Source organism: Pseudomonas sp. ARP3, from assembly GCF_001029595.1.
GTDB lineage: Bacteria > Pseudomonadota > Gammaproteobacteria > Pseudomonadales > Pseudomonadaceae > Aquipseudomonas > Aquipseudomonas rhodesiae.
Genome location: NZ_LEKF01000006.1, coordinates 73,980 through 100,029, shown reverse-complemented (window position 1 = coordinate 100,029; position 26,050 = coordinate 73,980). Strand labels below are relative to the sequence as shown.

27 protein-coding genes are annotated in these 26,050 nt (G+C 62.2%); 18 read left to right on the top strand and 9 right to left on the bottom strand.

Going from position 1 to position 26,050, the window contains the following annotated elements; genetic code table 11:
• The first annotated feature begins 138 nt into the window (after positions 1-138).
• The 12 genes from ABX75_RS09525 to ABX75_RS09470 all read left to right on the top strand — a co-directional run bounded on the left by ABX75_RS09525 (position 139) and on the right by ABX75_RS09470 (position 16,205).
• Positions 139-1,380 (top strand): nitrate/nitrite transporter, encoded by a 1,242-nt coding sequence (locus ABX75_RS09525; RefSeq protein WP_034114042.1) that lies wholly within the window; start codon positions 139-141, stop codon positions 1,378-1,380.
• Between the two features lie 2 nt (positions 1,381-1,382).
• Positions 1,383-2,780, top strand: a complete 1,398-nt coding sequence (locus tag ABX75_RS09520) for a NarK family nitrate/nitrite MFS transporter (protein ID WP_047881823.1) — start codon at positions 1,383-1,385, stop codon at positions 2,778-2,780.
• Positions 2,781-2,837: 57 nt separating this feature from the next.
• The gene (locus tag ABX75_RS09515) at positions 2,838-6,611 is read left to right on the top strand and encodes a nitrate reductase subunit alpha (protein ID WP_034098443.1); all 3,774 of its coding nucleotides are present in this window, start codon (positions 2,838-2,840) and stop codon (positions 6,609-6,611) included.
• A gap of 1 nt (position 6,612) precedes the next feature.
• Complete coding sequence (gene narH, locus ABX75_RS09510) at positions 6,613-8,151, top strand: nitrate reductase subunit beta (protein ID WP_034098441.1); 1,539 nt, start codon at positions 6,613-6,615, stop codon at positions 8,149-8,151.
• 3 nt (positions 8,152-8,154) lie between these two features.
• Positions 8,155-8,910, top strand: a complete 756-nt coding sequence (narJ, locus tag ABX75_RS09505; protein ID WP_034098439.1) for a nitrate reductase molybdenum cofactor assembly chaperone — start codon at positions 8,155-8,157, stop codon at positions 8,908-8,910.
• Positions 8,903-9,580, top strand: coding sequence for a respiratory nitrate reductase subunit gamma (gene narI / locus ABX75_RS09500; RefSeq protein ID WP_047881822.1), 678 nt, complete (start codon positions 8,903-8,905; stop codon positions 9,578-9,580). The genes narJ and narI overlap by 8 nt, the downstream gene beginning before the upstream one ends.
• Positions 9,581-9,590: 10 nt before the next feature.
• Positions 9,591-10,496 carry a peptidylprolyl isomerase gene (locus ABX75_RS09495; protein WP_047881821.1) on the top strand — a complete coding sequence of 302 codons (906 nt, stop codon included), beginning with the start codon at positions 9,591-9,593 and terminating at the stop codon, positions 10,494-10,496.
• 1 nt (position 10,497) lies between these two features.
• Positions 10,498-11,484: a GTP 3',8-cyclase MoaA gene (moaA, locus tag ABX75_RS09490; RefSeq protein WP_047881820.1), complete on the top strand. Its 987-nt coding sequence runs from the start codon at positions 10,498-10,500 to the stop codon at positions 11,482-11,484.
• Between the two features lie 174 nt (positions 11,485-11,658).
• Entirely contained in the window at positions 11,659-13,650 is a 1,992-nt protein-coding gene (locus ABX75_RS09485; RefSeq protein ID WP_034098432.1) for a ribonucleoside triphosphate reductase, read from the top strand.
• Positions 13,651-13,669: 19 nt separating this feature from the next.
• On the top strand, positions 13,670-13,825 hold the full coding sequence (gene nrdD, locus ABX75_RS09480) for an anaerobic ribonucleoside-triphosphate reductase (protein WP_034098430.1): 156 nt from the start codon (positions 13,670-13,672) through the stop codon (positions 13,823-13,825).
• Complete coding sequence (locus tag ABX75_RS09475) at positions 13,822-14,517, top strand: anaerobic ribonucleoside-triphosphate reductase activating protein (protein WP_034098428.1); 696 nt, start codon at positions 13,822-13,824, stop codon at positions 14,515-14,517. The genes nrdD and ABX75_RS09475 overlap by 4 nt, the downstream gene beginning before the upstream one ends.
• 68 nt (positions 14,518-14,585) lie before the next feature.
• Positions 14,586-16,205, top strand: coding sequence for a methyl-accepting chemotaxis protein (locus tag ABX75_RS09470; RefSeq protein ID WP_034098426.1), 1,620 nt, complete (start codon positions 14,586-14,588; stop codon positions 16,203-16,205).
• A 991-nt stretch (positions 16,206-17,196) separates the two neighbouring features.
• On the opposite strand, the gene ABX75_RS09465 is transcribed toward ABX75_RS09470, so the two are convergent.
• From ABX75_RS09465 to ABX75_RS09450, 4 genes are read right to left on the bottom strand one after another with little or no spacing between them, the layout of a single operon-like run.
• Positions 17,197-18,549 (bottom strand): 4Fe-4S binding protein, encoded by a 1,353-nt coding sequence (locus ABX75_RS09465; RefSeq protein ID WP_047881819.1) that lies wholly within the window; start codon positions 18,547-18,549, stop codon positions 17,197-17,199.
• Positions 18,546-19,385 (bottom strand): FTR1 family protein, encoded by an 840-nt coding sequence (locus tag ABX75_RS09460; protein ID WP_047881818.1) that lies wholly within the window; start codon positions 19,383-19,385, stop codon positions 18,546-18,548. The genes ABX75_RS09465 and ABX75_RS09460 overlap by 4 nt, the downstream gene beginning before the upstream one ends.
• A 15-nt stretch (positions 19,386-19,400) precedes the next feature.
• Positions 19,401-19,724 (bottom strand): cupredoxin domain-containing protein, encoded by a 324-nt coding sequence (locus tag ABX75_RS09455; RefSeq protein ID WP_034098419.1) that lies wholly within the window; start codon positions 19,722-19,724, stop codon positions 19,401-19,403.
• Positions 19,724-20,254, bottom strand: a complete 531-nt coding sequence (locus ABX75_RS09450) for an iron transporter (RefSeq protein WP_047881817.1) — start codon at positions 20,252-20,254, stop codon at positions 19,724-19,726. The genes ABX75_RS09455 and ABX75_RS09450 overlap by 1 nt, the downstream gene beginning before the upstream one ends.
• 178 nt (positions 20,255-20,432) lie before the next feature.
• On the opposite strand from ABX75_RS09450, the gene ABX75_RS09445 reads away from it, so the two are divergent.
• The gene (locus tag ABX75_RS09445) at positions 20,433-20,642 is read left to right on the top strand and encodes a DUF3079 domain-containing protein (protein ID WP_034098416.1); all 210 of its coding nucleotides are present in this window, start codon (positions 20,433-20,435) and stop codon (positions 20,640-20,642) included.
• Here ABX75_RS09445 and ABX75_RS28360 read toward each other — a convergent pair.
• Positions 20,631-20,894, bottom strand: coding sequence for a hypothetical protein (locus ABX75_RS28360; RefSeq protein ID WP_082136139.1), 264 nt, complete (start codon positions 20,892-20,894; stop codon positions 20,631-20,633). The two genes, ABX75_RS09445 and ABX75_RS28360, sit on opposite strands and share 12 nt — an antisense overlap.
• A gap of 68 nt (positions 20,895-20,962) precedes the next feature.
• Positions 20,963-21,436: a hemerythrin domain-containing protein gene (locus ABX75_RS09440; RefSeq protein ID WP_034098414.1), complete on the bottom strand. Its 474-nt coding sequence runs from the start codon at positions 21,434-21,436 to the stop codon at positions 20,963-20,965.
• Between the two features lie 280 nt (positions 21,437-21,716).
• On the opposite strand from ABX75_RS09440, the gene ABX75_RS09435 reads away from it, so the two are divergent.
• Entirely contained in the window at positions 21,717-21,923 is a 207-nt protein-coding gene (locus tag ABX75_RS09435; protein ID WP_034098413.1) for a PLD nuclease N-terminal domain-containing protein, read from the top strand.
• A gap of 63 nt (positions 21,924-21,986) precedes the next feature.
• Here ABX75_RS09435 and ABX75_RS09430 read toward each other — a convergent pair whose 3' ends face one another.
• Both ABX75_RS09430 and ABX75_RS09425 read right to left on the bottom strand, forming a co-directional pair.
• The gene (locus ABX75_RS09430; protein ID WP_034114026.1) at positions 21,987-22,547 is read right to left on the bottom strand and encodes a type 1 glutamine amidotransferase domain-containing protein; all 561 of its coding nucleotides are present in this window, start codon (positions 22,545-22,547) and stop codon (positions 21,987-21,989) included.
• Positions 22,548-22,628: 81 nt separating this feature from the next.
• The gene (locus ABX75_RS09425) at positions 22,629-23,132 is read right to left on the bottom strand and encodes a DUF4142 domain-containing protein (RefSeq protein ID WP_034098409.1); all 504 of its coding nucleotides are present in this window, start codon (positions 23,130-23,132) and stop codon (positions 22,629-22,631) included.
• Between the two features lie 196 nt (positions 23,133-23,328).
• On the opposite strand from ABX75_RS09425, the gene ABX75_RS09420 reads away from it, so the two are divergent.
• From ABX75_RS09420 to acpP, 4 genes are all read left to right on the top strand, one after another.
• Positions 23,329-23,553, top strand: coding sequence for a hypothetical protein (locus ABX75_RS09420; protein WP_034098408.1), 225 nt, complete (start codon positions 23,329-23,331; stop codon positions 23,551-23,553).
• A 16-nt stretch (positions 23,554-23,569) separates the two neighbouring features.
• The gene (locus ABX75_RS09415) at positions 23,570-24,343 is read left to right on the top strand and encodes a DUF72 domain-containing protein (RefSeq protein ID WP_047881816.1); all 774 of its coding nucleotides are present in this window, start codon (positions 23,570-23,572) and stop codon (positions 24,341-24,343) included.
• Positions 24,344-24,463: 120 nt separating this feature from the next.
• Positions 24,464-24,715, top strand: a complete 252-nt coding sequence (locus tag ABX75_RS09410; protein ID WP_034098407.1) for a hypothetical protein — start codon at positions 24,464-24,466, stop codon at positions 24,713-24,715.
• Between the two features lie 10 nt (positions 24,716-24,725).
• A complete protein-coding gene (gene acpP, locus ABX75_RS09405) occupies positions 24,726-24,965 on the top strand; it encodes an acyl carrier protein (protein ID WP_047881815.1) in 240 nt (79 codons plus the stop codon).
• A 21-nt stretch (positions 24,966-24,986) separates the two neighbouring features.
• Here the strand turns inward: acpP and ABX75_RS09400 are convergent, their stop codons facing one another.
• Positions 24,987-25,769: a DeoR/GlpR family DNA-binding transcription regulator gene (locus ABX75_RS09400; RefSeq protein ID WP_034098405.1), complete on the bottom strand. Its 783-nt coding sequence runs from the start codon at positions 25,767-25,769 to the stop codon at positions 24,987-24,989.
• Positions 25,770-26,050 lie beyond the last annotated feature (281 nt).

Below are 26,050 nucleotides of genomic sequence, written 5' to 3'. Positions count from 1 at the left end.
CCTTGGAGGTAGGCGCTGCCAGCATAGCCCTATACCCCCCAGGCGGACGTTGACCTGAGTCAAGTTCCACGGGGGTGTCGCCCCTAATCTGCGCCCATGAAATCACTTTCTGGAGCGCATACCGTGACTCAATCCCGTATGAGACAGGGCCTGGTGCTGGGCATGAGCACCTTGGCCTTCACCGTCTGCTTTATGGTGTGGATGATGTTCGCCGTGCTCGGCGTGCCCATCAAAGAACTGCTGGAACTCAACGAAACTCAATTCGGCCTGCTGGCGGCGACTCCGGTGTTGACCGGTTCGCTGGTGCGCCTGCCCCTGGGCTTGCTCACTGACCGTTTCGGCGGGCGCATTGTGTTTTTCCTGTTGATGCTGACCTGCGTGTTGCCGCTGTACCTGATCACGTACGCCAGCGCTTATTGGCAGTTCCTGGTGCTGGGGTTGTTTGTCGGCCTGGCCGGCGGTTCGTTTTCGGTGGGCATCGCCTACGTCGCCAAGTGGTTCGACAAAGACAACCAGGGCTTTGCCATGGGCGTGTTTGGCGCCGGCAATGCCGGGGCGGCGGTCACCAAGTTTCTCGCCCCCGCGCTGATCGCCCTGGGCACCTGGCACCTGGTGCCCAAAGTGTTCAGCGCCATCCTGTTTATCACCGCGCTGCTGTTCTGGTTTCTCACCAGCGAGAACAAGAGCCACCGCAGCGTCGGCGGCGCCACCCTGCGCCAGCAGTTGCAGTGCCTGAAAGACCCGGCCGTGTGGCGCTACTGCCAGTACTACTCGATTGTGTTCGGCGGCTACGTGGCACTGGCCCTGTGGGTGACCAAGTACTACGTGCAGGAATACGGCTTCAGCCTGCAAAGCGCGGCGCTGCTGGCCGCCTGTTTCTCGCTGCCTGGCGGCGTGCTGCGCGCGGTGGGCGGTTGGATGTCCGACCGCTGGGGCGCCCAGAGCGTGACTTGGTGGGTGCTGTGGGTGAGCTGGATCTGCCTGTTCCTGCTCAGCTACCCGCAGACCCAACTGCAGGTGATGACCGTCAACGGCCCGCTGGATTTCCACATCGGCCTGAGCCCGACCCTGTTCACCGTACTGCTGTTTGTCATGGGCATCGCCTTCGCCTTCGGCAAAGCCTCGGTGTTCAAGTACATCGCCAATGACTACCCACAGAACATGGGCGCGGTGTCCGGCATCGTCGGCCTGGCCGGTGGCCTGGGTGGCTTTGTGCTGCCGATTCTGTTCGGCGCCCTGGTGGACCTCACCGGCGTGCGCTCGTCCTGCTTCATGTTGATGTACGGCGTGGTCTGGGTGTCCCTGACCTGGATGTACCTCAGCGAAATTCGCAAGCAACCGCTTTTGGGCAACACCGCCCAACGTCTCCAAGGAGAATGAACATGTCCATCGCGCAAAAGCCCGGGTCGGGCCCGGTGATCCATGACTGGCGCCCCGAAGACCCCGCCTTCTGGGGCGCCAGCGGCAAGAAGACCGCCACTCGCAACCTGTGGATCTCGATCCCCGCGCTGTTGCTGGCCTTCGCCGTGTGGATGGTGTGGAGCACGGTGATCGTGCGCCTCAATGCCATCGGCTTCAGTTTCAGCACCGATCAACTGTTCTGGCTGGCGGCCTTGCCGGGGCTGTCCGGCGCCACCTTGCGGGTGTTCTATTCGTTTATGGTGCCGATCTTCGGCGGCCGTCGCTGGACCGCCCTGAGCACCGCGTCGCTGCTGCTGCCGTCGCTGTGGATGGGCTTTGCGGTGCAAGACCCCAGCACCCCCTACAGCGTCTTTGTGCTGATCGCGCTGCTGTGCGGCTTCGGCGGCGGCAACTTTGCCTCCAGCATGTCCAACATCAGTTTCTTCTACCCCAAGGCCCAGCAGGGCACCGCGCTGGGCCTGAATGCCGGCCTGGGTAACCTGGGGGTGTCGGTGATGCAGTTCTGCGTGCCGCTGGTGATCACCTTTGGCGTGTTCGGCCTGATCGGCGGCCAACCCCAGACCCTGCCGGACGGCAGCCAATTGTGGCTGCAAAACGCAGGCTTCATCTGGGTGCCGTTTATCCTCACCGTCACTGTGGCGGCGTGGTTTGGCATGAATGACTTGTCCAGCGCGCGCGCCTCGTTCGCCGACCAGGCGGTGATTTTCAAGCGCAAGCACAACTGGCTGATGTGCTGGCTGTACCTGGCGACCTTCGGTTCGTTCATCGGCTTCTCGGCGGCGTTTCCGCTGCTGATCAAAACCTCGTTCCCCGACGTGGTGGCGCTGAAATTTGCCTTCCTCGGCCCGCTGGTCGGCGCCCTGGTGCGCCCACTCGGCGGCTGGCTGGCGGACAAACTCGGCGGCGCGCGAGTGACCCTGTGGAACTTCGTGCTGATGATCGCGATGGTGTTCGGCGTGCTGCACTTTCTGCCGCAGAACGGCGAGAGCGGCAACTTCTACGGCTTCCTCGGCATGTTCATGTTGCTGTTCATCACCACTGGCGTGGGCAACGGCTCCACCTTCCGCATGATCCCGGTGATCTTCCGCACTCAGCATGAAAAAGCCAGCGCCGGTAAATCTGCCGCCGAGCGCGAGCAGGCCCTGAAGGACGCCGGCAAAGAGTCCGCCGCCGTGCTGGGTTTCAGCTCGGCCATGGGCGCGTTCGGCGCGTTTTTCATTCCCAAATCCTTCGGCACGTCCATGGCCGCCACCGGCAGCCCGGCGATGGCCTTCTACATGTTTGTCGGTTTCTACCTGAGCTGCATTGTCGTGACCTGGTGGTGGTACGCCCGCAAAGGTTGCGCCACACCCTGCTGATCGACCACGAATTCGCGGGGCAACGCACCCCACGGCACGCCTGATGAGGAAAGCACCATGAGTCACTTACTGGATCAATTGCGGTTCTTCAACCGCAAGCAAAACGAATTCTCCGAGGGCCACGGCGAGACCCGCAAGGAGTCCCGCGACTGGGAAAACGTCTACCGCTCGCGCTGGCAGTACGACAAGATCGTGCGCTCCACCCATGGCGTGAACTGCACCGGTTCGTGCTCGTGGAAGATCTATGTGAAGAACGGCCTGATTACTTGGGAAACCCAGCAGACCGACTACCCGCGCACCCGCAACGACCTGCCCAACCACGAGCCCCGCGGCTGCCCGCGCGGCGCCAGCTACAGCTGGTACATCTACAGCGCCAACCGCCTCAAGTACCCGAAGATCCGCAAGCCGCTGCTCAAGTTGTGGCGTGAAGCGCGCCTGACCCTGCCACCGGTCGAGGCGTGGGCGAGCATCGTCGAGGACAAGGCCAAGGCCGACTCGTACAAAAGCAAGCGCGGCATGGGCGGTTTCATCCGCTCGAACTGGGAGGAGGTCAACGAGATCATCGCCGCCTCCAACGTCTACACCATCAAGCAATACGGCCCTGACCGTATCGTCGGCTTTTCGCCGATCCCGGCCATGTCCATGGTCAGCTATGCCGCCGGTTCGCGTTACCTGTCGCTGCTGGGCGGGGTGTGCCTGAGCTTCTACGACTGGTACTGCGACCTGCCACCGGCCTCGCCGATGGTGTGGGGCGAGCAGACCGACGTGCCCGAATCGGCCGACTGGTACAACTCCAACTACATCATCGCCTGGGGTTCCAACGTCCCGCAGACCCGCACCCCCGACGCGCACTTTTTCACCGAGGTGCGCTACAAGGGCACCAAGACCGTGGCTATCACCCCGGACTATTCGGAGGTGGCCAAGCTCACCGACCTGTGGCTCAACCCCAAACAAGGCACCGACGCCGCCCTGGCCCAGGCGTTCAACCATGTGATCTTCAAAGAATTTCACCTGGACAAGCCGAGCGCCTACTTCACCGACTACGCCAAGCGTTACACCGACCTGCCGGTGCTGGTGATGCTCAAGCCCATGAGCGGCTTCGCGCCGGGCGCGGGCTTCCAGCCGGATCGTTTCCTGCGCGCCTCGGACCTCACCGGCAACCTCGGCCAGGACAACAACCCGGAATGGAAAACCATCGCCCTCGACGCGAGCGGCGAGCTGGTCTCGCCACAAGGCGCCATCGGCTACCGCTGGGGCGAGAAGGGCAAGTGGAACATCCTCGCCAAAGAGGGCGGTGAAGGCCGCGCCATCGACCTCAAGCTCAGCCTGATCGGTGACGACGTGGCCGAAGTCGCGTTCCCGTACTTTGCCGGCGAAGCCCACGAGCATTTCCAGCATGTGGCCGGCGACGCCGTGCAGTTCCGTCGCGTACCGGTACACAGCGTGACCCTGGCCGACGGCAGCGTTGCCAAGGTCGCCACCGTGTTCGACCTGTCGGCGGCCAACCTGGCCATCGACCGTGGCCTGGGCGGCAGCAATGTGGCCAAGGACTACAACGACGCCAGCGTACCGGGCACCCCCGCGTGGCAGGAAGCGATCACCGGGGTCAGCCGCGAGAAAGCCATCCAGATCGCCCGTGAGTTCGCCGACAACGCCGACAAAACCCGTGGGCGTTCGATGATCATCGTCGGCGCAGCGATGAACCACTGGTACCACATGGACATGAACTACCGCGGGCTGATCAATATGCTCATGCTCTGCGGTTGCGTCGGCCAGACCGGCGGCGGCTGGGCCCACTATGTCGGCCAGGAAAAACTGCGCCCGCAATGCGGCTGGCTGCCCCTGGCCTTCGGCCTGGACTGGAGCCGCCCGCCACGCCAGATGAACGGCACCAGCTTCTTCTACGGCCACAGCTCCCAGTGGCGGCACGAGAAGATGAACATGCACGACGTGCTCTCGCCCCTGGCCGACAAAGCCCAGTTCCCCACCCATGCCTTGGACTACAACATCCGCGCCGAACGCGCCGGCTGGTTGCCCAGCGCGCCACAGCTCAACACCAACCCGCTGCACATTTGCCGTGACGCCGCCGCCGTCGGCATGGACCCCAAAGACTATGTGGTCAAGTCCTGGCAGGACGGCAGCCTGCGCTTTGCCTGCGAGCAGCCGGACAGCCCGGTGAACTTCCCGCGCAACATGTTTATCTGGCGCTCCAACCTGCTCGGGTCCTCAGGCAAGGGCCACGAGTACATGCTCAAGTACCTGCTGGGCACCAAGAACGGCGTGATGAACGAAGACATCGGGTTTGGCGGCGAAAGCAAGCCCACCGAAGCCGAGTGGGTCGACGACGGCGCCATCGGCAAGCTGGATCTGGTGACCACTTTGGATTTCCGCATGTCGTCCACCTGCGTGTATTCCGACATCGTCCTGCCGACCGCCACCTGGTACGAAAAAGACGACATGAACACCTCGGACATGCACCCGTTTATCCACCCCTTGTCGGCAGCCATCGACCCGGCGTGGGAGTCGCGTTCGGACTGGGAAATCTACAAAGGCATCGCCAAGGCGTTCTCGGCCATGGCCGTCGGGCACCTGGGTGTCGAGCAAGACCTGGTGACCGTACCGCTGATGCACGACAGCGTCGGCGAGCTGGCCCAGCCGTTTGGCGGCACCGACTGGAAAAGCGCCGGGGTGGCACCGGTGCCGGGCAAGAACGCGCCGAACATGGCGGTGGTGGAGCGCGACTACCCGAATATCTATAAGAAATTCACGTCCCTGGGCCCGATGCTGGAAAAGCTCGGCAACGGCGGCAAGGGCATCAACTGGAACACCGACGATGAAGTGGCGTTTCTGGGTGAGCTGAACCACCACGAAGGCGACGCCGGCGTCAGTCACGGCCGGCCGAAGATCGACACGGCTATCGACGCGGCCGAGGTGATTCTGTCATTGGCCCCGGAAACCAACGGCCATGTGGCAGTCAAGGCCTGGGCGGCGCTGTCGGAATTCACCGGTATCGACCACAGCCACCTGGCCCTGCCCAAGGCCCACGAAGCGATCCGCTTCCGCGATATCCAGGCGCAGCCGCGCAAGATCATCTCCAGCCCTACCTGGTCGGGCCTGGAAGACGAGCATGTGAGCTACAACGCCGGCTACACCAACGTGCATGAAAACATCCCATGGCGCACCATCACCGGCCGCCAGCAGTTCTACCAGGATCACCCGTGGATGCAGGCCTTCGGCGAGCAGCTGATGAGCTACCGGCCACCGGTCAACACCCGCACCATCGCCGGCGTGAAAGGCAAGCGCAGCAATGGCGAAACCGAGATCGTGCTGAACTGGATCACCCCGCACCAGAAGTGGGGCATCCACAGCACCTACAGCGACAACCTGCTGATGCTGACCCTGAGCCGTGGCGGCCCGATTGTGTGGCTCTCGGAAGTCGACGCCCAGCGCGCCGGCATCGAGGACAACGACTGGATCGAATGCTTCAACGTCAACGGTGCCTTGACCGCCCGCGCGGTGGTCAGCCAGCGCGTCAAGGAAGGCATGGTGATGATGTACCACGCCCAGGAACGCATCGTGAACGTGCCGGGTTCGGAAACCACCAAGACCCGTGGCGGCCACCACAACTCGGTGACCCGCGTGGTGCTCAAGCCGACCCACATGATCGGCGGCTACGCCCAGCAAGCCTACGGTTTCAACTATTACGGCACGGTCGGTTGCAACCGCGACGAATTCGTCGTGGTGCGCAAGATGGCCAAGGTCGACTGGCTCGATGGCTCCAGCGGCGATGACCTGCCGCGCCCATTGCCGACCGATATCGAGGAGAACTGAGATGAAGATTCGCTCACAGATCGGCATGGTGCTGAACCTGGACAAATGCATCGGCTGCCACACCTGCTCGATCACCTGCAAAAACGTGTGGACCAGCCGCGAAGGCATGGAGTACGCCTGGTTCAACAACGTCGAATCCAAGCCCGGTATCGGCTACCCCAAAGAGTGGGAAAACCAGGACAAGTGGAAGGGCGGCTGGGTGCGCAATGCGAACGGCTCGATCAACCCGCGCATCGGCGGTAAGTTCAGGGTGCTGGCGAACATCTTCGCCAACCCCGACCTGCCGAGCCTGGACGACTACTACGAACCGTTCGACTTCGATTACCAGCACCTGCACACCGCACCGTTGGGTGAGCACCAGCCCACCGCGCGGCCGCGCTCGGTGGTGTCGGGCAAGCGCATGGAAAAGATCGAGTGGGGCCCCAACTGGGAAGAAATCCTCGGCACCGAGTTCGCCAAGCGCCGCAAGGACAAGAACTTCGATCAGATCCAGGCCGATATTTATGGCGAGTACGAAAACACCTTCATGATGTACCTGCCGCGCCTGTGCGAGCACTGCCTCAACCCGGCGTGCGCGGCGTCGTGCCCCAGCGGCGCGATCTACAAGCGCGAAGAAGACGGCATCGTGCTGATCGACCAGGAAAAATGCCGGGGCTGGCGCATGTGCATCAGCGGCTGCCCGTACAAGAAAATCTACTTCAACTGGAAAAGCGGCAAGTCCGAGAAGTGCATCTTCTGCTACCCGCGTATCGAAGCCGGCATGCCCACCGTGTGCGCCGAAACCTGCGTGGGGCGCATCCGCTACCTCGGGGTGCTGCTGTACGACGCCGACCGCATCAGCGAAGTGGCCAGCACTGCCAACGAGCAAGACCTGTACCAAAAACAGCTGGAAATCTTCCTCGACCCAAATGACCCGGCAGTGATCCGCCAGGCCCTGGCCGATGGCGTACCGCAGTCGGTGATCGACTCGGCCCAGCGTTCGCCGGTGTACAAAATGGCGGTGGATTGGAAACTCGCGCTGCCGCTGCACCCGGAATACCGCACCTTGCCGATGGTTTGGTACGTGCCGCCGCTGTCGCCGATCCAGAATGCTGCGGCCGCCGGCACCGTGGGCATGAATGGGGTGATTCCGGATGTGGACAGCCTGCGTATTCCGCTGCGCTACCTGGCCAATATGCTCACCGCTGGCGATGAAAAACCGGTCAAGCGCGCACTCAAGCGCCTGTTGGCGATGCGCGCCTACAAGCGCTCCCAGCAGGTAGAGGGCGTGCAGGACTTGCAAGTGCTGCGCGACGTCGACTTGAGCGTGGAGCAGGTGGAAGAGATGTACCGCTACCTGGCCATCGCCAACTACGAAGACCGTTTCGTGGTGCCCAGCGCCCACCGTGAAGACGCCATGAGCGACGCGTTCGCCGAGCGCTCCGGCTGTGGTTTCAGCTTTGGCAGCGGCTGCAGCGGCAGTTCCGACACCAATATGTTTGGCGCCAAAAAGGCCAACCGCCGCGACGTGCTGAAAACCGTCCAGATCTGGGAGGACTGAGCCATGCGCATTCTTAAAGTGATTTCGCTGCTGCTGGACTACCCCACCGAGACCTTGGTGAACGGCCGCGACGAACTGGAACAAGCGATTCTCGAAGCACGGGAAATCAGCCCCAAGCAACGCGGCGCGCTGTTCGAATTGCTGGAGCTGATCTGCGGCAATGACCTGATGGATGGCCAGGAACACTACGGCGCGTTGTTTGGCCGTGGTCGCTCGCTGTCGCTGCTGTTGTTCGAGCATGTACACGGCGAGTCCCGGGACCGGGGCCAGGCCATGGTCGACATGATGGCCCAGTACGAAGCCGCCGGGTTCGCCATCGGCGTCAAGGAGCTGCCGGACTACATCCCGCTGTACCTAGAGTTCCTGTCCACCCGCGAAGACATCGAGGCCCGCGAGGGCCTGGCGGATGTGGCGCACCTGCTGGCCTTGCTGGCTGCGCGGCTGGAGGAGCGTGAGAGCGGCTACGCCAGTTGCTTGCGCGCGCTGTTGCAGATAGCCGGCGCGGAGCCGCACCAGGCCGTGGCCGAACTGCGCGCCCAGGTGGCCGCCGAGCCGCGCGACGACTCCCTCGAAGCCCTGGACAAGGTCTGGGAAGAAGAGGCCGTGGACTTTATGCAGGCCGAGCAACAGGACCGTTGCAGTGCGATGCCGAGCGCGCCGGGCAAAGCCCGTGAAGAAAGCGCGGTGCCGTTGCATTGGGTGGATTTTCAGCAAGAAGGCCGGGCCGCAGTGCCCGCCGGAGAGGTGGGTAATGTCTAAGTGGAATTTGCTGGTATTCGGGATCTACCCCTACGTGGCCCTGGCGATCTGCCTGTTGGGCAGTTGGGCGCGGTTCGACTTGTCGCAGTACAGCTGGAAGGCCGGCTCCAGCCAGATGCTCAATAACCGGGGCATGCGCGTGGCGAGTAACTTCTTCCATATCGGCGTGCTGTTCGTGCTTGCCGGGCACTTTGTCGGCCTGCTGACGCCGGCGTCGGTCTATCACCATGTGATCAGCACCGAGCACAAGCAACTGTTGGCGATGGTGTCCGGCGGCTTCTTCGGCCTGCTGTGCCTGGTGGGCCTGCTGATGTTGGTCAAGCGCCGCCTGGGCGATCCGCGGGTGCGCGCCACATCGAGCCCCTCCGACATCCTGATCCTGCTGGTGTTGCTGGCGCAGTTGCTGCTGGGGCTGCTGACCATCGTGGCCTCCACTGGGCATATGGACGGCTCGGTGATGGTGATGCTCGCCGACTGGGCCCAGAACGTGGTGCTGCTGCGTCCGATTGAAGCGGCGGAGTCGATCGCGCCGGTGTCGCTGATCTACAAGGCGCACGTGGCGCTGGGCTTGAGCCTGTTTGTGCTGTTCCCGTTTACCCGTCTGGTGCATATGGTCAGCGCGCCGATCTGGTACCTGGGGCGTCGTTATCAAATCGTGCGGCAGAAGTGAGGAGCACACCATGACTAGCGGATGCGGATGTGGCGGCAGTAACGGTGGCAGCGGCGGTTGCGGTTCGGCGACCCAGGAACCGGTGGTTGAAGCCCCGGTAGCGTTGGAGCCTGAATTGATCGCCAGCAGTGAACAGCAATGGCCGATCATCAGCGTCAACGGCGTGGCGATTACGCCGGAGGCGATGGCCCTGGAGGTGCAGTATCACCCGGCGCAAAGCCGCGAAGAGGCGGTGTACCTGGCCGCCCGCGCGCTGGTGATCCGCGAGCTGTTGCAGCAGCGCATCGCCGCGCTGGGGTTGGCGGTGGACATCGGCGCCGGCGAGAACCCAGAAGAAGCGGCCACGCGCCTGCTGCTGGAGCGTGAAGTGAAGGTGCCCGAGTGCGACGAGGCCACCTGCGTGCGCTTCTTCGAGAACAATCGCGGGCGCTTCCACAGCGCGCCGTTGCTGGCGGTGCGGCACATCCTGCTCGAATGCGCGCCGGACGATGCTGAGGCCCGCCACCTGGCCCATGTGCAGGCCGAAGTCCTGCTGCTGAGCCTGACCCAGAACCCCGGCAGTTTCGCCGAGCTGGCGCTCAAGTACTCCGCGTGTCCGTCCAAGGCACAGGGTGGCTCCCTGGGCCAGGTCAGCAAAGGCCAGACCGTGCCCGAACTGGAGCGCCAACTGTTCACCCTGGCACCGGGCCTGGCGGATAAACCGTTGGAAAGCCGCTACGGCTGGCACGTGATCAGCGTCGATCAGCGCATCGAAGGCCAGGCGCTGCCGTACGAAGCGGTGGCCACGGCGATTCGCACCCAACTGCAACAGGGCGTATGGCAGAAGGCGCTGGTGCAGTACCTGCAAACCCTGATCGGCGCGGCGGACATTCGCGGCATCGCGCTGCAGGGCGCCGACTCGCCGTTGGTGCAGTGACATGAGCCTGGTGGATGGGGTAGGCCGCTCGATTGACTACCTGCGGTTGTCGGTGACCGACCGTTGTGATTTTCGCTGTGTGTACTGCATGGCGAAAAACATGACGTTCCTGCCGCGCCAGCAGGTGCTGACCCTCGAAGAACTGGAGCGCCTGGCCGCGTTGTTTGTCGGCCAGGGCGTGCGCAAGATTCGCCTGACCGGCGGTGAGCCGTTGATTCGCCCGGGCATTGTCGGCCTGTGCCGCAGCATCGCCGCGTTGCCGGGCCTTCGCGAATTGGTGATGACCAGCAACGGTTCACAACTGGCGAGGCTGGCCCGGCCCTTGGTGGAGGCGGGCGTCAAACGCATGAATATCAGCCTCGACAGCCTCGACCCCCAACGCTTTCGCGCAATCACCCGCAACGGTGATCTGCGCCAGGTGCTGGACGGTATCGAAGCCGCGCGGAACGCCGGCTTCGAACGGGTCAAACTCAACTGCGTGGTGATGAAAGGGCGCAACTTCGATGAAGTGCCGGCCTTGGTGCGCTACGCCATCGAGCAGGGCATCGACATCAGTTTTATCGAGGAAATGCCCCTGGGCGATGTGGGGCGCTCACGCGGCGAGAGCTTCTGCGCCAGCGACGACGTACGCGCGCTGATCGCTCGTGAACATGGGCTGCTCGACAGCACGGAAAACAGCGGCGGCCCGGCGCGCTACGTGCGCTTGGTGCAACATCCGCAGACGCGGGTCGGCTTTATCTCGCCCAATTCCCATAACTTTTGCGGCAGCTGCAATCGGATCAGGATGACCGTCGAAGGGCAGTTGTTGCTGTGCCTGGGGCAGGACAAGGCCGTGGATTTTCGTAGCTTGCTGCGGCGCTATCCATTAGAGGATGGGCCGTTGATCGCAGCCTTGCATCAAGGCTTGAAGGGCAAGCCGTTGCGGCATGATTTCAGCGGGGACGGTGAGGTGCAGGTGGTGCGATTCATGAATATGAGTGGCGGGTGAGATGGACGGTGGTAGGGGGCTTGGGGCCGCCCGCAGATGTGCCAGGGGTGTCTATGCCCCCCTTCTAGAAACCTTGACGCCGATCAAGGGTGACCACCGCCTTCCTGGGTAATATCACTTCATATAGTGTTTTGTTGAATAATTTTATCTATATGTAGTGCCAGGAGCCCGGAAATGCCAAACACGCTCACCCCGCTGGTCAGCACCCGCCTGCACAAACGCGACGGCACACGGGTCGCCTTCGACGCCGAAAAAATCCGCCAGGCATTGATCGCGGCCGGCACGGCCACCGGCGAATATCAGCCCGCCGATGTGGACCTGCTATTGGGCGCCGTGCTCGCGCGTTTGCGCGGTATCGAACGGCTCGACGTCGAGCAGATCCAGGACAGTGTCGAACGGGTGCTGATGGATGCCGGCTTCTTTCTGTCGATGCGCGCCTATATCGTCTATCGCGAGCAACACGGGCGTCTGCGCCGCGACCGCAAGACCCTGGTGGAAGTCGCCACCTCCATGAACGAATACCTCGACCGCGAAGACTGGCGCGTGCAGGCCAATGCCAACCAGGGTTATTCCCTGGGCGGGCTGGTGTTGAACGTGGCGGGCAAGGTCACGGCCAATTACTGGTTGGATGAGGTCTACAGCCAGCAGATCGGCCAGGCACACCGCGAGGCGGATCTGCATATTCATGATCTGGACATGCTTGCCGGTTACTGCGCCGGCTGGTCGCTGCGCTCGTTGCTGCACGAAGGCCTCAACGGCGTGCCGGGCCGGGTGGAGGCGGGGCCGCCCAAGCACCTGAGCAGCGCCTTGGGGCAGATGGTCAACTTCCTCGGCACCCTGCAGAACGAATGGGCCGGCGCCCAAGCGTTCAGCTCGTTCGACACCTACCTGGCGCCCTATGTGCGCAAGGATCAGTTGAGTTACCCCGAGGTGCGCCAGGCGCTGCAGGAATTTATCTATAACCTCAATGTACCGTCGCGCTGGGGCACCCAAACGCCGTTTACCAACCTGACTTTCGACTGGGTGTGCCCACAGGATTTGCGCGAGCAGATCCCGGTGATCGGTGGTGAAGAAATGCCGTTTGCCTACGGCGATCTGCAAGCGGAAATGGAGCTGATCAACCGTGCCTATATCGAGGTGATGCAGGCCGGGGATGCCAAGGGGCGGGTGTTCACGTTTCCGATTCCCACCTACAACATCACCCACGATTTTCCGTGGGACAGCCCCAACGCCGACCGCCTGTTCGAGATGACCGCACGCTACGGACTGCCGTATTTCCAGAACTTTCTCAACTCCGATATGCAGCCCAATCAGGTGCGTTCGATGTGCTGCCGCCTGCAACTGGACGTGCGCGAATTGCTCAAACGCGGTGGCGGTTTGTTCGGTTCGGCGGAGCAAACCGGCAGCCTCGGGGTGGTGACGATCAACTGCGCGCGCCTGGGCTACCTGTTCAAGGGCGACACCTCGGGCTTGCTGCAACGCCTGGATCATCTGATGCAGCTGGCCATGGAAAGCCTTGAGGTCAAGCGCAAGGTCATCCAGCGCCATATGGACGCCGGCCTGTACCCCTACACCAAGCGTTACCTGGGGACCTTGCGCAATCACTTCTCCACCATCGGCCTCAATGGCATGCACGAGATGCTGCGCAACTTCAGCGGTGACGAGCAGGGCATGCACACCGAACAGGGGCGCGCCTTTGCCCTCAAGCTGCTCGACCATGTACGCGCCACATTGCTGCGCTTCCAGGAAGAAACCGGCCATCTCTACAACCTCGAAGCGACGCCGGCCGAAGGCACCACCTACCGCTTCGCCAAGGAAGACCGCAAACGCTTCCCGGACATTCTGCAAGCCGGCAGCGACGTCGCGCCGTATTACACCAACTCCTCGCAATTGCCCGTGGGCTTTACCCAAGACCCGTTTGAAGCCTTGGAACTGCAAGACGAACTGCAATGCAAATACACCGGCGGCACGGTGCTGCACCTGTACATGGCCGAACAGATCTCTTCGACCCAGGCTTGCAAGCAATTGGTGCGTAAAGCCCTGGGACGCTTCCATCTGCCGTACCTGACGATTACCCCGACCTTTTCCATCTGCCCAGTGCACGGCTACCTGGCGGGGGAACACGAGTTCTGCCCCAAATGCGATGAAACCCTCGGCTACGTTTGATCCCCCAAGGAGACTCACCATGCAAACTGCTCAACCCCAACGTCAACGCTGTGAAGTCTGGACCCGCGTCATGGGCTATCACCGGCCCGTGTCGGCGTTCAATCCCGGCAAGCAATCCGAGCATAAGGAGCGCGTGCACTTCACCGAAACGGCTGCCGCGGCTGGGCGCCAATGACGCGAGCACTACGGGTCGGGGGCCTGGTGCCCCTGACCACCCTCGACTACCCCGGTATGCTCGCCTGCGTGCTGTTCTGCCAAGGCTGCGCCTGGCGCTGTCGTTATTGCCATAACCCGGACTTGATCCCACCGCGCGGTAGCGCAGAGGTGGATTGGCGCCGGGTTTTGCTGTTTTTGCAGCGGCGTCAGGATCTGCTCGACGCGGTGGTGTTCAGCGGCGGCGAACCGACTCTGCAGGAAGGCCTGCCGGCGGCCATGGACGAAGTGCGCGAGATGGGTTTTCGCATCGGTCTGCACAGCGCCGGCATCAAACCCGCCAGCTTTGCCAATGCGCTGGCCCATGCCGATTGGGTCGGGTTCGATGTCAAGGCATTGGCCGAAGACTGCCCATCCATCACCCAGGTCAAGGGCAGCGGCGCCGCCAACTGGCACAGCCTCGACGCCTTGCTGGCCAGCGGCGTCGACTACGAATGCCGCACCACGGTGCACTGGCACCTGATCGACCCGCCACGCCTGTTGCGCCTGGCCCAGCGTTTGCAAGCCAGTGGCGTGAAGCGCTTCGCCGTGCAGATAGTTCGTACCGCCACTATGCTCGATGCACAGTTGGCGTGTGCACCGATGCAGACCGCTCTGCCGGAGTTGTGGGCGCGGATGCGCGAGTTGTTTCCGGCGTTTGTGTTGCGAGGGTGAGCAGCCCTCCACAGGATTTTTTATCGATGCTGCCCCCTGCGGGCAGGTGTTCATCAAGGAATGTTCAGATGATCCAGTTAACCACCGCACGCCGTATTGTCATTGGCTTTGGGATTGCGCCTCTGGCGCTGATCGGCCTGGTGTTCTACGCCTTGCACGACCTGGCCACCCTCAAGCAACAGGCCGACCAGATCGTGCAGCAGGACTGGCCGAAGATCGCGCCGATCATGATGATCGCCACTGGCGTGCGGGACAACGGGCGCAACACCCGCGACCTGTTGATCGACCAAGATAACCAGCAGGCCCAGGAAGCTATCGGCACCACGCGCCAACGCATCACCGAGGCGTTCGCGACCCTGGAACCGCTGCTCGATACCGCTGAAGGCAAGGCCGCCTACGCCCGTTTGAAAACCCATCGCGAAGCCTACGTGGCGGCGTTCACCCAAGTGCAGGCGCTGATCAAGCAGGGCGCCCGTGACCAGGGCCTGGCGCAGCTCAAGCAGCAGGTGATGCCGGCGGAGCTGGAGGTGTTCAAAAGCCTGGACGCCTTGATGGCGTTACAGGGGCGCGTGTTTGCCGAGCGCCAGCAGGTGGCGCAGGCTCTCTACGACGACGCCCGGCGCACCATGATCGGCCTCTTTATGCTGTGCCTGGCGCTGGTAGTGGCGGCGGCGGTGTTGGTCACCCGCAGTGTGCTGCGGCCCTTGGGCGGCGAGCCGGATGAGGCGGCGCGGGTGTTGAGTCATATCGCCGGCGGTGACCTGACTATCGTGGTGCCGGTGGGTGACAGCGCGGAGGGCAGCGTGATGCGCAATCTGCATCACATGCAGCAGAACCTTCAGCAGATGGTGCGGCATATCGCAACGTCGGTGGACGGCGTGGCCAGTTCCTCGGAGCAACTCAGCGCGGTCAGCACCCAGACCAGCGGCAGCTTGCAGTTGCAGGGTCAGGAGATTGAGCAGGCCGCTACCGCCGTCAACGAAATGACCGCCGCTGTGGACGAGGTGGCGCGTAACGCGGTGAGCACCAGCGAAGCCTCGCGCCTGTCGGAACAGACCGCCCAGCGCGGCCAGGCCCAGGTCCAGGAAACCGTGGCCTCGATCAACACCCTGGCCAACGGCGTGGTGGAAACCTCCGAGCGTATCCAACAACTGGCTGGGCGCGTGCAAGACATCAGCAGCGTGCTCGATGTGATCCGCAGCATCGCCGATCAGACCAACCTGCTGGCCTTGAATGCCGCCATCGAAGCCGCCCGCGCGGGCGACGCCGGGCGTGGTTTTGCGGTGGTGGCCGATGAAGTGCGCGCGCTGGCCCATCGCACCCAGGTGTCGACCCAGGAAATCGAACAGATGATCGGCGCCATCCGCCAGGACAGCGAACACGCCGTGGCGGCCATGCACGACAGCAGCGAACGGGTACAGGCAACTTTGGGCGTGGCCCAGCGCTCGGGGCAGGCGCTGGAAGAAATCACCCGGTCTATTTCCCAGATCAACGAGCGCAATATGCTGATTGCCAGCGCCACCGAGGAACAGGCGCTGGTAGCGCGGGAGGTGGATCGCAACCTGGTGGGCATTCGAACCCTGTCGCAGCAGGTGTTGCAGGGGGCTATTCATACACAGACGGCAGGGCAGGAACTGGCAGGCATGGCCGGGGATTTGCACCAGATGGTGGGGCGGTTCAAGGTCTAGGCCGCTACCAGAATCCCACCTTTTGAGCGGGTTCTTTCAGTTAGCAGTTTGGGTCGGCCTTTCGCGAACTGCACGGCAGTGCGCCGTATGATCCAGCCCAGGCAATGCAATCAAAGGTGGGAGGGGGCTTGCCCCCGATGTGGGAGTGTCAGTTGACACATGTGTTGTCTGACCCGCCGCCATCGGGGGCAAGCCCCCTCCCACAGTTTGAGCCGGTTTTTTCAGTTAATGCTTGGGAAGCTGTTTGGATTGGCATGCCGCGAACTGTGCGGCAGTGCGCCGTATTATCCAGCCCAGGCAATGCAATCAAAGGTGGGAGGGGGCTTGCCCCCGATGTGGGAGTGTCAGTTGACACATGTGTTGCTGACCGGCCGCCATCGGGGGCAAGCCCCCTCCCACAGTTTGAGCGAGTTTTTGCAGTTAATGCTTGGGAAGCCGTTTGGACTGGCCTGTCGCGAACGGTGCGGCAGTGCGCCGTATGATCCAGCCCAGGCAATGCAATCAAAGGTGGGAGGGGGCTTGCCCCCGATGTGGGCGTGTCAGTTGATGCATGTGTTGCTGACCGGCCGTCATCGGGGGCAAGCCCCCTCTCACAGTTTGAGCGAGTTTTTGCAGTTAATGCTTGGGAAGCCGTTTGGACTGGCCTGTCGCGAACGGTGCGGCAGTGCGCCGTATGATCCAGCCCAGGCAATGCAATCAAAGGTGGGAGGGGGCTTGCCCCCGATGTGGGCGTGTCAGTTGACACATGTGTTGCTGACCGGCCGTCATCGGGGGCAAGCCCCCTCCCACATGTTGTGCGGGTTCTTTCAGTTAGCCGTTTGGACTGGCATGCCGCGAACTGTGCGGCAGTGCGCCGTATGATCCAGCCCAGGCAATGCAATCAAAGGTGGGAGGGGGCTTGCCCCCGATGTGGGAGTGTCAGTTGACGCATCTGTTGCTGACCCGCCGTCATTTTCCCACAATGGACCGCCTTGCATCAGGCAAGTCGCGGTCAAGCCCAGCCCCAGAACTGTAACCACCATGCGCCTGCGACCATGCCGGCAGCCGTCAAGACACCCATCCATGCCGCCATTCGTGCCTTGCGCGGTAGGCCGCTCAGTTGCCGCCATCCCAACCAGACACACCATCCAACAGCCGCCACCAACAGGGCCCCGCGCGCCGTTTGCACCCAGGCCAACACCAGCCCTTCGTAGCGCAATAATTTCACCGTGGTCGCCGATAAGCCGAGAAACAACCCCGCACCACCGAGTGGCGTCAGTGTCAGGGCAAGGGGCCGAAACAGTGCGCGGTCGCCCGCCGCACGTGCGCTGAACTTCAGCAGCACCCAGCATGCGCCGCCCAGCAGCAGTGAGCTGGCGCCCAGGTACAGCACGATGCACATCCCATCCAGCCAACTGAAACTGTCGTTGAGCTGCGGGTAGTGGGTCAGCAGCCACCATGGCGCGGTGTCTTGCAGCGGCCATAGCCAATCGTGTACCACCAGCCATTCGGCCAGGTGTTGTTTGAGGGCGATAAACCACGGGCTGACGGTCCATTGAAACGCACCCATGGCCAGGCCGATCACGCCGAACAGCAGCAGGCGCGCGTCCCATACCGAGGCAGTTTGATGACGGGCCTGGAGGATTTCCTCGTTGCACGAGCGGGCGATCAGTTGCACGGCGCCGCGTTGCCCACTGCAGCGCCCGCAGGCGTGGCACTCGCTGGCGCCTTGCAGGCGGCGGATGTCCAGCAGCGGCGCGCAGTTGGGCAGGGGCAGGCGCGGCGCGGTGTTGGCCTTCCAGCGTTGCTCGTCCACCGCAAAGCGCACCGGCGCCAGGCGCGCGAGCAGGGCGAAGACGCCGCTGACCGGGCACAGGTAGCGGCACCACACACGCTTGCCGCGCACGAACAAAAGGCCCACCACGACGGCCGCTACGGTGGAGCCGCCAAGAATCAGCAATGCTGCCTGGGCGTAGTCGTATACGCTGATCAATTGCCCATACAGGGTGGTCAGGCAAAAGCCGACCGTGGGCCAGCCGCCCCAGCGCAGCCAGCGCGGAATGCCCAGGCCGCGTCCGTGCTGGCTGGCCCATTCGCTTAGAGCGCCTTCCGGGCACAGCACGCCGCACCACAGGCGCCCGAACAGCACCATCGACAGCAACACGAACGGCCACCACACGCCCCAGAAAATAAATTGCGCCAGCAGGGTCAGGTTGTTCACCAGGTGCGCCTGAGTGTCGGGCAGCGGCAGCAGCGCCGGCACCACCAGCAGCAGCGCGTAGACCACGACCACCGCCCATTGCAGCGCACGGATCAGCCGGGCATGGCGGCGCATGCCATCGCCCAGACGGGCCAGCCAACTCATGCCGCGTGCCGCGACCGGCGCAGGCCGTGGCTCACCCACAGCCAGTAGCCGAGCAGCGCCACCAGGGTGATCAGGCTGGGCGCGGCGCGGTAGCCGGCGAAATCGGCGAGCAGGGCGCCCACGCCATGGCTGTCGCTGAGCAGTGCGCTGCTGTCCCAGCGGCTCTCACCGAAGGCCGTGTAGACCCAGTCCGGCAGGTCCATTGCCAGCAGCTGCCCGCTGATACGGTCCACGGCAGCCACCAGCAACGCGCCGCCCAGCAGCAACAGCAAGGCTTCGCTGAGGGCAAAAAAGTGCGCCCACGACAGTACGCGGCGGCTGCTGCGCAACAGCAGCACCGTGAGACCGGCCAGCACCAGGCCGAGCACGCCGCCAATGGCGAACAGGCTCAGGGCCGTGTCGTGCAAACGCGCGCCGGCGCCATACAGGAACACTACGGTTTCGCTGCCCTCGCGGCTCACCGCCAGCAACGCCAGCAGCAACAAGCCCCAGCCGCCCTGGCGTGCCAGGCGCTGGTCGGCGTCGCGTAACAGGCTGTGGCGAAGGGTGGGGCCGTGGCGATGCATCCAGAACACCATCTGCACCATCAGAGCGCTGGCGACCAAGGTCAGCAGGGCTTGCAGCCATTCGCCGTTGGCGCCGGTCATGGTTTCTGCGGCCCACAGCATCAACCCGGCCAGGCCCGCCGAGCACAACAGACCGAGCAGCACCCCGGCCCACAGAAAACGTGCCAGGCGCGAGCGACCGGCCTGCTGGCTGATCCAGGCTTGCAGGATGCCGATCACCAACAGCGCTTCGACGCTTTCGCGCCACACAATGAACATCGCTTGATTCATCAACAGCTCCGGCGGTTATTGAGCGAGGAGGCTGCCTTCGGGCAGCTGTGGGTTGAACTCGTCGAAGAACGGGTATTCGCCAGGTTTGAGCGGGTGGATCACCACAAAGGTGGTGACGCCGGGCGATAACACCTTCTCCACGCGCAACGGCGTGCTTTCGAATTCGGCCGGGCCCTGGCCGGCATTGGTGAGCACGATCTTGAAGCGCTCACCGGCCTTGACCACCAGTTGCGACGGCGTGAAGTGCCCATCGCGCAAGCTCAACTCATAGGTGGGCAACGGCGCCGCGGCGGCCGCGCCGCCGAGCAGCAGGCCACCCAGCAGCAAGGCGCGGCGCATCAATAACCGCCCTTCTTGCCGATGCCGGCGTAGACGAATTCGTAATGCACTTCGCAACGCTCGAACCACGGCGCAACCCCGGTTTCCTTGTCGGTGTGGCGACCCAACGAATGAGGGCCGGTGGGCGGCAGCACGCTGAAGGTGAGGGTGTATTTGCCGGGGCCTTGTAGCTTGACGTTATCGCCGTAGTGCGGGCCGTCATTGGCAACCATGGCGTGGAAGTCGCCGCTGATCGGCGTGTCGCTGCCTTGCTTTTTCAAGGTGAAAGATAGGTTCAGGTATGGCACGAAACTGCCTTCCTGAAAGCCTTGGGCGTTGTCCGCCGTGGCGCGCACATCGGCCTCCAAATGCACGTCGGAGTCGGCGGTGGCGCGCATCATGCCGGTAGGCGCCATTTCGATCGGTTGCAGGTACACGGCGCCGATTTCCAACCCCGGGCAGTGTTGCTGTTCGCCAATCGGGTATTCCTTGGCCAGTGCGGCAGAGGTGGACAGCAGCAGGGCCAGCGGCAGCAGAGAGAGGGTTCGCATGAAGACTTCCTGACGGGTGAGGGGAGAGGGCCCGAGTCTAGGAAGGTGCGGCGCAGATAATAATGATTCTTGTCAAGTTTCGAGGATATTTCATCTTGGCCAGGCTTGATGCCGGTCAAGGTTAGCCGCTACTTCACGCGTTACGGTGAGGCTACCGCGCGTTGATAAGGAACTCGTCATGGCCAAGCCGTTTCCGTTGCACCCTAAGCACCCTGAGCGAATCTGCTGGGGCTGCGACCGTTACTGCGCCGCCACTGATTTGGCCTGTGGCAACGGTGCCGATCGCACCATGCACCCCGCCGAGATGCTCGGCGACGACTGGTACGAGCATGGCGATTGGGGCGTGACCACGCAGCCACCCCCCGTGGATGAGCCCTCAGCTGCCTGATCGAGGTGTGTCTTTGCGCTCTTTGGAGGGTTTAGCGGGTTTGGGTTTGGGGGCTTTTTTCGCGGGCTGTTGTTTCTGCGTGCTGTTGTCGGTTTTCTGGCTGCTGTCTGAAGGGCTGCTGGGGTAAGTACCCGGCGGCAGCGCGGAACCTGCGGCACCGCTGTTATCGCCGAATGCCGCAAAGACAGGCCCAGCCAGCAGCGCCGTCAGGCAAGCGGTAAGTACGATCCTTCGGGACGTGGTGGTCTTCATGACGCAATCCCCTTATGTCATTGCACAAACCCCGGGCAGCCGGAGCGTGCCCGTGGTCCGGCCAGCTGTTAAGCCGCCATCGGCTTGGCCATGGTTTTTTTATACGCGGCCTTCATGGCCTCCATTTCGGCACCGAGTTCTTCCAGTTGTGCCTTGCCCAGCAGCTTGCGGGCTTGGGGGAACATTTCGGTTTCCTCCTCTTCGATGTGGTGCTCCAGCAGTTCCTTGACCACTTTGACGCGGCCGGAAAACTCAGTGCTGGACGGCTCGGTCTTCTTCAGGTCGGGCAGAACCAGGCTGTCGACGGTGCGGTGCTCTTCCTTGGCTTCGTGGTACATGATGTCCTGCTCTTTGCCGCCGGCTTTGCGGAAAGCCGGGTAGAGAATCTCTTCTTCAAGCTTGGTGTGCAGGGTAATTTCCATTTCGAGCTTGGCCAGCAGCTCAGTGCGCTTTTTAACGCCGCGCTCGGTGGATTCGCTCAGTTGGGTCAGCAGTGTCTTGACGCGTTCATGGTCGGCTTTGAGCAGGTCGATGGCATTCATGGTGAAACCTCACGGATAGGGTTCGGGCACGTCGAAGTGCGCGCCTCGTCCTATGGGGTGTTGCATCCGCCGTACCAACTCTTGGTTATAAATAAATAATTTAAATATCAATAACTTATTGGATTTATGTGAATGCTGATGTCGTGCAGCTTGCATGGTTGCCTATCCACCACATTGCATTAAGCCGGCCTTGGGCAGGCTGTTTGCGACACTTGCGCAAATCCGATGGAACCCTGAGCGCAATGGGTTGACCTAAGCCTTAGACCTCAGGAGGTGAAACATGCAATTAGAATATGTCTGGATCGGGTTGGCGGTGGTTGTACTGCTATTGGAACTGTGGGCGATCAACGCCGTATTGCGCAGCACCAGTGGCTGGGAGACCAAGGGGTTGTGGCTGATCATCCTGATCTTTGTGCCGCTGCTGGGGCTGATCGCCTGGGCGATGTTCGGGCCCAAGCGAGAGATGCCGGAGCAAGGTAAACACTGAGGCATGGCTCAGACAGCAAACAGGCGCCCCTCGGGGCGCCTGTTTTGTTTACGGGCTCGCGGATCAGCCGGCGAGGGCCTTGGCAATCGCGTCATTGAATGCTGGCAGATCGTCCGGCGTGCGCGAGGTGATCAAGGTCCAGCCATTGGCCTGGCATTGCTTGACCGGCTCATCCACCCAACCGGCGGCACCGGCATTTTCCAGGTCGATGCGTACGCTCTTGTAGGAGGTGAGGGTCTTGCCTTTGATCACGCCTGCGTCGATCAAGGCCCATGGGCCGTGGCAGATCGCGGCGATAGTTTTGCCGGCATCGGCGAATTCTTTGATCAGGCGCAGCGCGGCCGCGTCCTGGCGTAGGGTGTCTGCGTTGACGGTGCCGCCGGGAATCACCAAGGCATCGAAGTCGCTGCCGACCACGTCCGACAGTTGCACATCGGATTCCACGGTCTTGTCCTTTTCGGTGTCGCCCACGAACGTCTGGGTGGTGCCGCCCTTGCTGGACGCATGGGTCACATTGGCGCCGAAACCGCGCAACGCTTCCAGCGGCTTGACCAGTTCGTCGCGTTCGATACCGGTATTGGAGGTGATGATCAGGATGTGCTTACCGTTGAGGTGGGTGCTCATGATCGAGTGTCTCCTGTGCGAAGGGTTGTTGGCGTCACGAATGCCCCCGCGTCATCTGACGCAGGGGCGCGATCGGGCGAATTACTTGGCGTACTTGCTTTGCAGCTCTTTGGCCATTTGCAGGTGTTTTTCCAGGGTCGGCAGCTTCTCGGTGGCGAAAGCTTTCAGCTCGGCGTTGTCCGAAGAGGTCGACTCTTTCTTGAACAGTTCCACGGCTTCTTCGTGGGCGTTGACCTGGTTGTTGGCATAGGCCTTGTCGAAGGACTCATCGCGCATTTCCAGGATGGCTTTCTTGGCCTTGTCCATCAGTGCGGCGTCGTCCGGCACTTCCAGATCATGCTTCTTGGCCAGGGCCATCAGTTCCTGGTTGGCTTTGGTGTGGTCATCGACCATGTGCTGGGCGAAGGTTTTCACGTCGGCCGAGCTGCTTTTTTGCAGGGCCAGTTTGCCGGCCTCGACTTCGGTGATGCCGCTCTGTGCGGCCTTGTCTACGAAGTCGTTGGAGGTGGCTGCGAAGGCTGCGGACATCGAACCGGCAACCAGTGCGAAAGTCAGGCCCATTTGTTTCATCAGCTTGGTAGTCATGGTGTCTCTCCTTGTGAATGACGTGATGTCGCTACCTGGGTGTTGAGCCGGCACTGGGGCAAAAGGTTTAAATTTTTTTATGCTTTTTTCGCCAGCGGTGGCCGCGGCAAATTCCTTGAACTATCGAAAAGCCCAGGGCTCTGCTGAATGAGCCCGCCGTGTGATGGCGGCGCGTCAATTACTAGGAGAATGCCCCGTGACCGAGCACAAGAGCGCCGATAAAACCCCCACCCCCGTCAGCTCCGAAGAGGCGCAAAAAGGCACCGACAATCCTGTCAAAGGCCAGACCCTGGAGCGCCCGAACCCCAACACCGAAACCGTTGACAAGGTGCTCACTCCCACCTCGATCAAAGACACCGAGCGCCAGACCGATGCGATCAACGAACAAGCCGCCAAGGCCGAGCGCAAATTGAGCCACTGAGCGGAGCATTCAAGCCATGGCTGACGACGCCGGCCGCGCGGCTGCTGTTTGGGCCGCACCCTTGTACATCGGTTGCGCAGGCTGGAGCCTGGCGCGCGAACACTGGCCGGCATTCGACGCAGAGGGCACGCATTTGCAGCGCTATGCCTCGCGCTTCAATGCGGTGGAAATCAACAGTTCGTTTTACCGCGCTCACTTGCCTGCGACCTACGCGCGCTGGGCACAGTCGGTACCGTCGACTTTTCGGTTCTCAGTGAAAGTGCCCAAGCTCATCACCCATGAGTTGCGACTGGCGCACTGCGAAACCGCGCTGGATGAGTTTCTAGCGCAGTGTCAGCGATTGGGCGACTCCCTAGGCTGCCTGCTGGTGCAATTGCCGCCGTCATTAGCGTACGAGCCCGTGACCGCTGCGGTGTTTTTCCGCGCCTTGCGCCAACGCTATCTGGGCGCCGTGGTGCTGGAACCGCGGCATGCCAGCTGGCTTGAGGCTGAAGGGTTGTTGCAGGATTTGCATATCGGCCGGGTCGCCGCCGACCCTGCCGCAATTGAGGGCGGCCACCTGCCCGCCGGCTGGCACGGCGTGCGCTATTGGCGCCTGCACGGCTCCCCGCGCATTTACCACAGCGCCTATGGCCCCGCACGGGTGCAGGCGTATGCCCGGCAGTTGCTGCAGTCCATCGAGCAAGGCATCCCCACCTGGTGCATCTTCGACAACACCGCCAGCGGCCGGGCGCTGGACGATGCGTTGTACCTGCTGGAGCAGCAGCTGGCGGGGTTTAGCACGCTCTAACGGGTGAATGGCTTGGGTTCATTGCCAATCGATCTATACACCTGTCAGATCTGACAGTAGCCGCTTTGTATCCGATGGATATAGTCAAAGGCGTACACATGCCCAGCCGGGAGAGCGGCCATGACTAAATCCGAATTGAAGAAGTTCCTCCAAATCAAGATCGACCAAAAAGCCAACATCATCCTCAACGAGCGGGTGCGCTATGACGACGCGGCCTTCGGCGAGCTGAAAATCTATGCCTGTCTGCGGCGTATCCTGAACAAAACTGCGACGCTTGAAGACCTCGGTGTGCTGCATGCCGTGAACAACTTGCTGCATGCAACCGGTGTGCTGGCGCCCAATGAAACGCTCGGCTCCAAGGTCACCAAGTGAGGATATTCAAATGAGTGACATCGAACAGCGAGTGAAGAAAATTGTCGCCGACCAGCTAGGCGTTGCTGAAGCCGATATCAAGAACGAGAGTTCTTTCGTGGACGATTTGGGCGCCGATTCCTTGGATACGGTGGAACTGGTGATGGCCCTGGAAGACGAGTTCGAAATTGAAATTCCGGACGAGGAGGCCGAAAAAATCACCGATGTCCAATTGGCCATTGATTACGCGAAGGCGCACGCAGAGTCATAGGGCAAACCCACGCTGCCGTGGCTAGACATCCACCCGTAGCACTTCCAGCCCCAACTGTTCATACGCCGCGATATCCGGCGCATGCCACTCGGTGATCAGGCTGTGGATTCGGCTGCACGGCGCCACCACGAAGGGCTCCACGGCGCCGAGTTTGTCGGCCATGGTCACCGCCACCACCTGGGAGGCGCTGTCGAGCAACGCTTGCTTGACCGCCACTTCATCGAAATGCAGCGACGTCATGCCCACCTGTGGGTGCAGCGCGCAGACCCCGGTAAACAGCAGATCGGCCTTGATGCTTTGGATCAAGCGCACGGTGTCGTGGCCGTGGGTGGAGAGGGTGGCCGGGTTGAGTTGGCCGCCGGCGAGGATCACCTTGACGTCCGGGTGGTCCGCCAGGGCGATGGCAATCATCGGCGATGCCGTCACCACCGTAAGGCGGAGCGACAGCGGCAGTGAGCGGGCGATCTGCAGCGTGGTGGAGCCGGAATCGAACATCACGATCTGCCCGTCCTCGACGCGTTCGGCGGCCAGTTGGGCCAGGTGCCGCTTGACCGCATCGGTCTCACCGACCCGGGTAAAAAAATCCTTACCGGTGTCTTTAGGCCGGGGCAGGGCGCCACCGTGTACACGCTGCAATAGGCCGGCGGCGGCCAGTTCGCCGAGGTCGCGGCGGATGGTGTCCGGGGACACCGCAAAGTGTTCGACCAGTTCGGCTGCGGTGACTTTGCCGTCGCGCTCCAGCAGCAACAGGATCTTTTGTTTGCGTAACGAGGGGAGGTCGATGGCGGCGTGGGTGTTTTGCATGTTTGTGCGCTTTTTTGCGGGTTTATGCGAGATTAATCGCCGGCCCTGTTGAACGCAATACTTGACTTTCACCCTCTCGTTTGACCGCCCCGAAGCCGCTGTGTGGAATCGGGGCGGTTTAGCGGCGGCGCCCATTCAAGGCGCGACCCGCCGCACAAAAAATCGTAAAAAAATAAAAAGAGTTGTCCACGAAAACCGTGGGTATCTCTGTGGATAACTTTGCCGGGCCCCGGCGGGGTTGGTGATTTCGCCCAAGATCAATATTTGATCAACTTAAGGTT

Bases quoted from the DNA above. Each gene is read 5' to 3' on its own strand.
- ABX75_RS09525 (WP_034114042.1), top strand. From the start codon at position 139: ATGAGACAGGGCCTGGTGCTGGGCATGAGCACCTTGGCCTTCACCGTC.
- ABX75_RS09520 (WP_047881823.1), top strand. From the start codon at position 1,383: ATGTCCATCGCGCAAAAGCCCGGGTCGGGCCCGGTGATCCATGACTGG.
- ABX75_RS09515 (WP_034098443.1), top strand. From the start codon at position 2,838: ATGAGTCACTTACTGGATCAATTGCGGTTCTTCAACCGCAAGCAAAAC.
- narH (WP_034098441.1), top strand. From the start codon at position 6,613: ATGAAGATTCGCTCACAGATCGGCATGGTGCTGAACCTGGACAAATGC.
- narJ (WP_034098439.1), top strand. From the start codon at position 8,155: ATGCGCATTCTTAAAGTGATTTCGCTGCTGCTGGACTACCCCACCGAG.
- narI (WP_047881822.1), top strand. From the start codon at position 8,903: ATGTCTAAGTGGAATTTGCTGGTATTCGGGATCTACCCCTACGTGGCC.
- ABX75_RS09495 (WP_047881821.1), top strand. From the start codon at position 9,591: ATGACTAGCGGATGCGGATGTGGCGGCAGTAACGGTGGCAGCGGCGGT.
- moaA (WP_047881820.1), top strand. From the start codon at position 10,498: ATGAGCCTGGTGGATGGGGTAGGCCGCTCGATTGACTACCTGCGGTTG.
- ABX75_RS09485 (WP_034098432.1), top strand. From the start codon at position 11,659: ATGCCAAACACGCTCACCCCGCTGGTCAGCACCCGCCTGCACAAACGC.
- nrdD (WP_034098430.1), top strand. From the start codon at position 13,670: ATGCAAACTGCTCAACCCCAACGTCAACGCTGTGAAGTCTGGACCCGC.
- ABX75_RS09475 (WP_034098428.1), top strand. From the start codon at position 13,822: ATGACGCGAGCACTACGGGTCGGGGGCCTGGTGCCCCTGACCACCCTC.
- ABX75_RS09470 (WP_034098426.1), top strand. From the start codon at position 14,586: ATGATCCAGTTAACCACCGCACGCCGTATTGTCATTGGCTTTGGGATT.
- ABX75_RS09465 (WP_047881819.1), bottom strand. From the start codon at position 18,549: ATGAGTTGGCTGGCCCGTCTGGGCGATGGCATGCGCCGCCATGCCCGG.
- ABX75_RS09460 (WP_047881818.1), bottom strand. From the start codon at position 19,385: ATGAATCAAGCGATGTTCATTGTGTGGCGCGAAAGCGTCGAAGCGCTG.
- ABX75_RS09455 (WP_034098419.1), bottom strand. From the start codon at position 19,724: ATGCGCCGCGCCTTGCTGCTGGGTGGCCTGCTGCTCGGCGGCGCGGCC.
- ABX75_RS09450 (WP_047881817.1), bottom strand. From the start codon at position 20,254: ATGCGAACCCTCTCTCTGCTGCCGCTGGCCCTGCTGCTGTCCACCTCT.
- ABX75_RS09445 (WP_034098416.1), top strand. From the start codon at position 20,433: ATGGCCAAGCCGTTTCCGTTGCACCCTAAGCACCCTGAGCGAATCTGC.
- ABX75_RS28360 (WP_082136139.1), bottom strand. From the start codon at position 20,894: ATGAAGACCACCACGTCCCGAAGGATCGTACTTACCGCTTGCCTGACG.
- ABX75_RS09440 (WP_034098414.1), bottom strand. From the start codon at position 21,436: ATGAATGCCATCGACCTGCTCAAAGCCGACCATGAACGCGTCAAGACA.
- ABX75_RS09435 (WP_034098413.1), top strand. From the start codon at position 21,717: ATGCAATTAGAATATGTCTGGATCGGGTTGGCGGTGGTTGTACTGCTA.
- ABX75_RS09430 (WP_034114026.1), bottom strand. From the start codon at position 22,547: ATGAGCACCCACCTCAACGGTAAGCACATCCTGATCATCACCTCCAAT.
- ABX75_RS09425 (WP_034098409.1), bottom strand. From the start codon at position 23,132: ATGACTACCAAGCTGATGAAACAAATGGGCCTGACTTTCGCACTGGTT.
- ABX75_RS09415 (WP_047881816.1), top strand. From the start codon at position 23,570: ATGGCTGACGACGCCGGCCGCGCGGCTGCTGTTTGGGCCGCACCCTTG.
- ABX75_RS09410 (WP_034098407.1), top strand. From the start codon at position 24,464: ATGACTAAATCCGAATTGAAGAAGTTCCTCCAAATCAAGATCGACCAA.
- acpP (WP_047881815.1), top strand. From the start codon at position 24,726: ATGAGTGACATCGAACAGCGAGTGAAGAAAATTGTCGCCGACCAGCTA.
- ABX75_RS09400 (WP_034098405.1), bottom strand. From the start codon at position 25,769: ATGCAAAACACCCACGCCGCCATCGACCTCCCCTCGTTACGCAAACAA.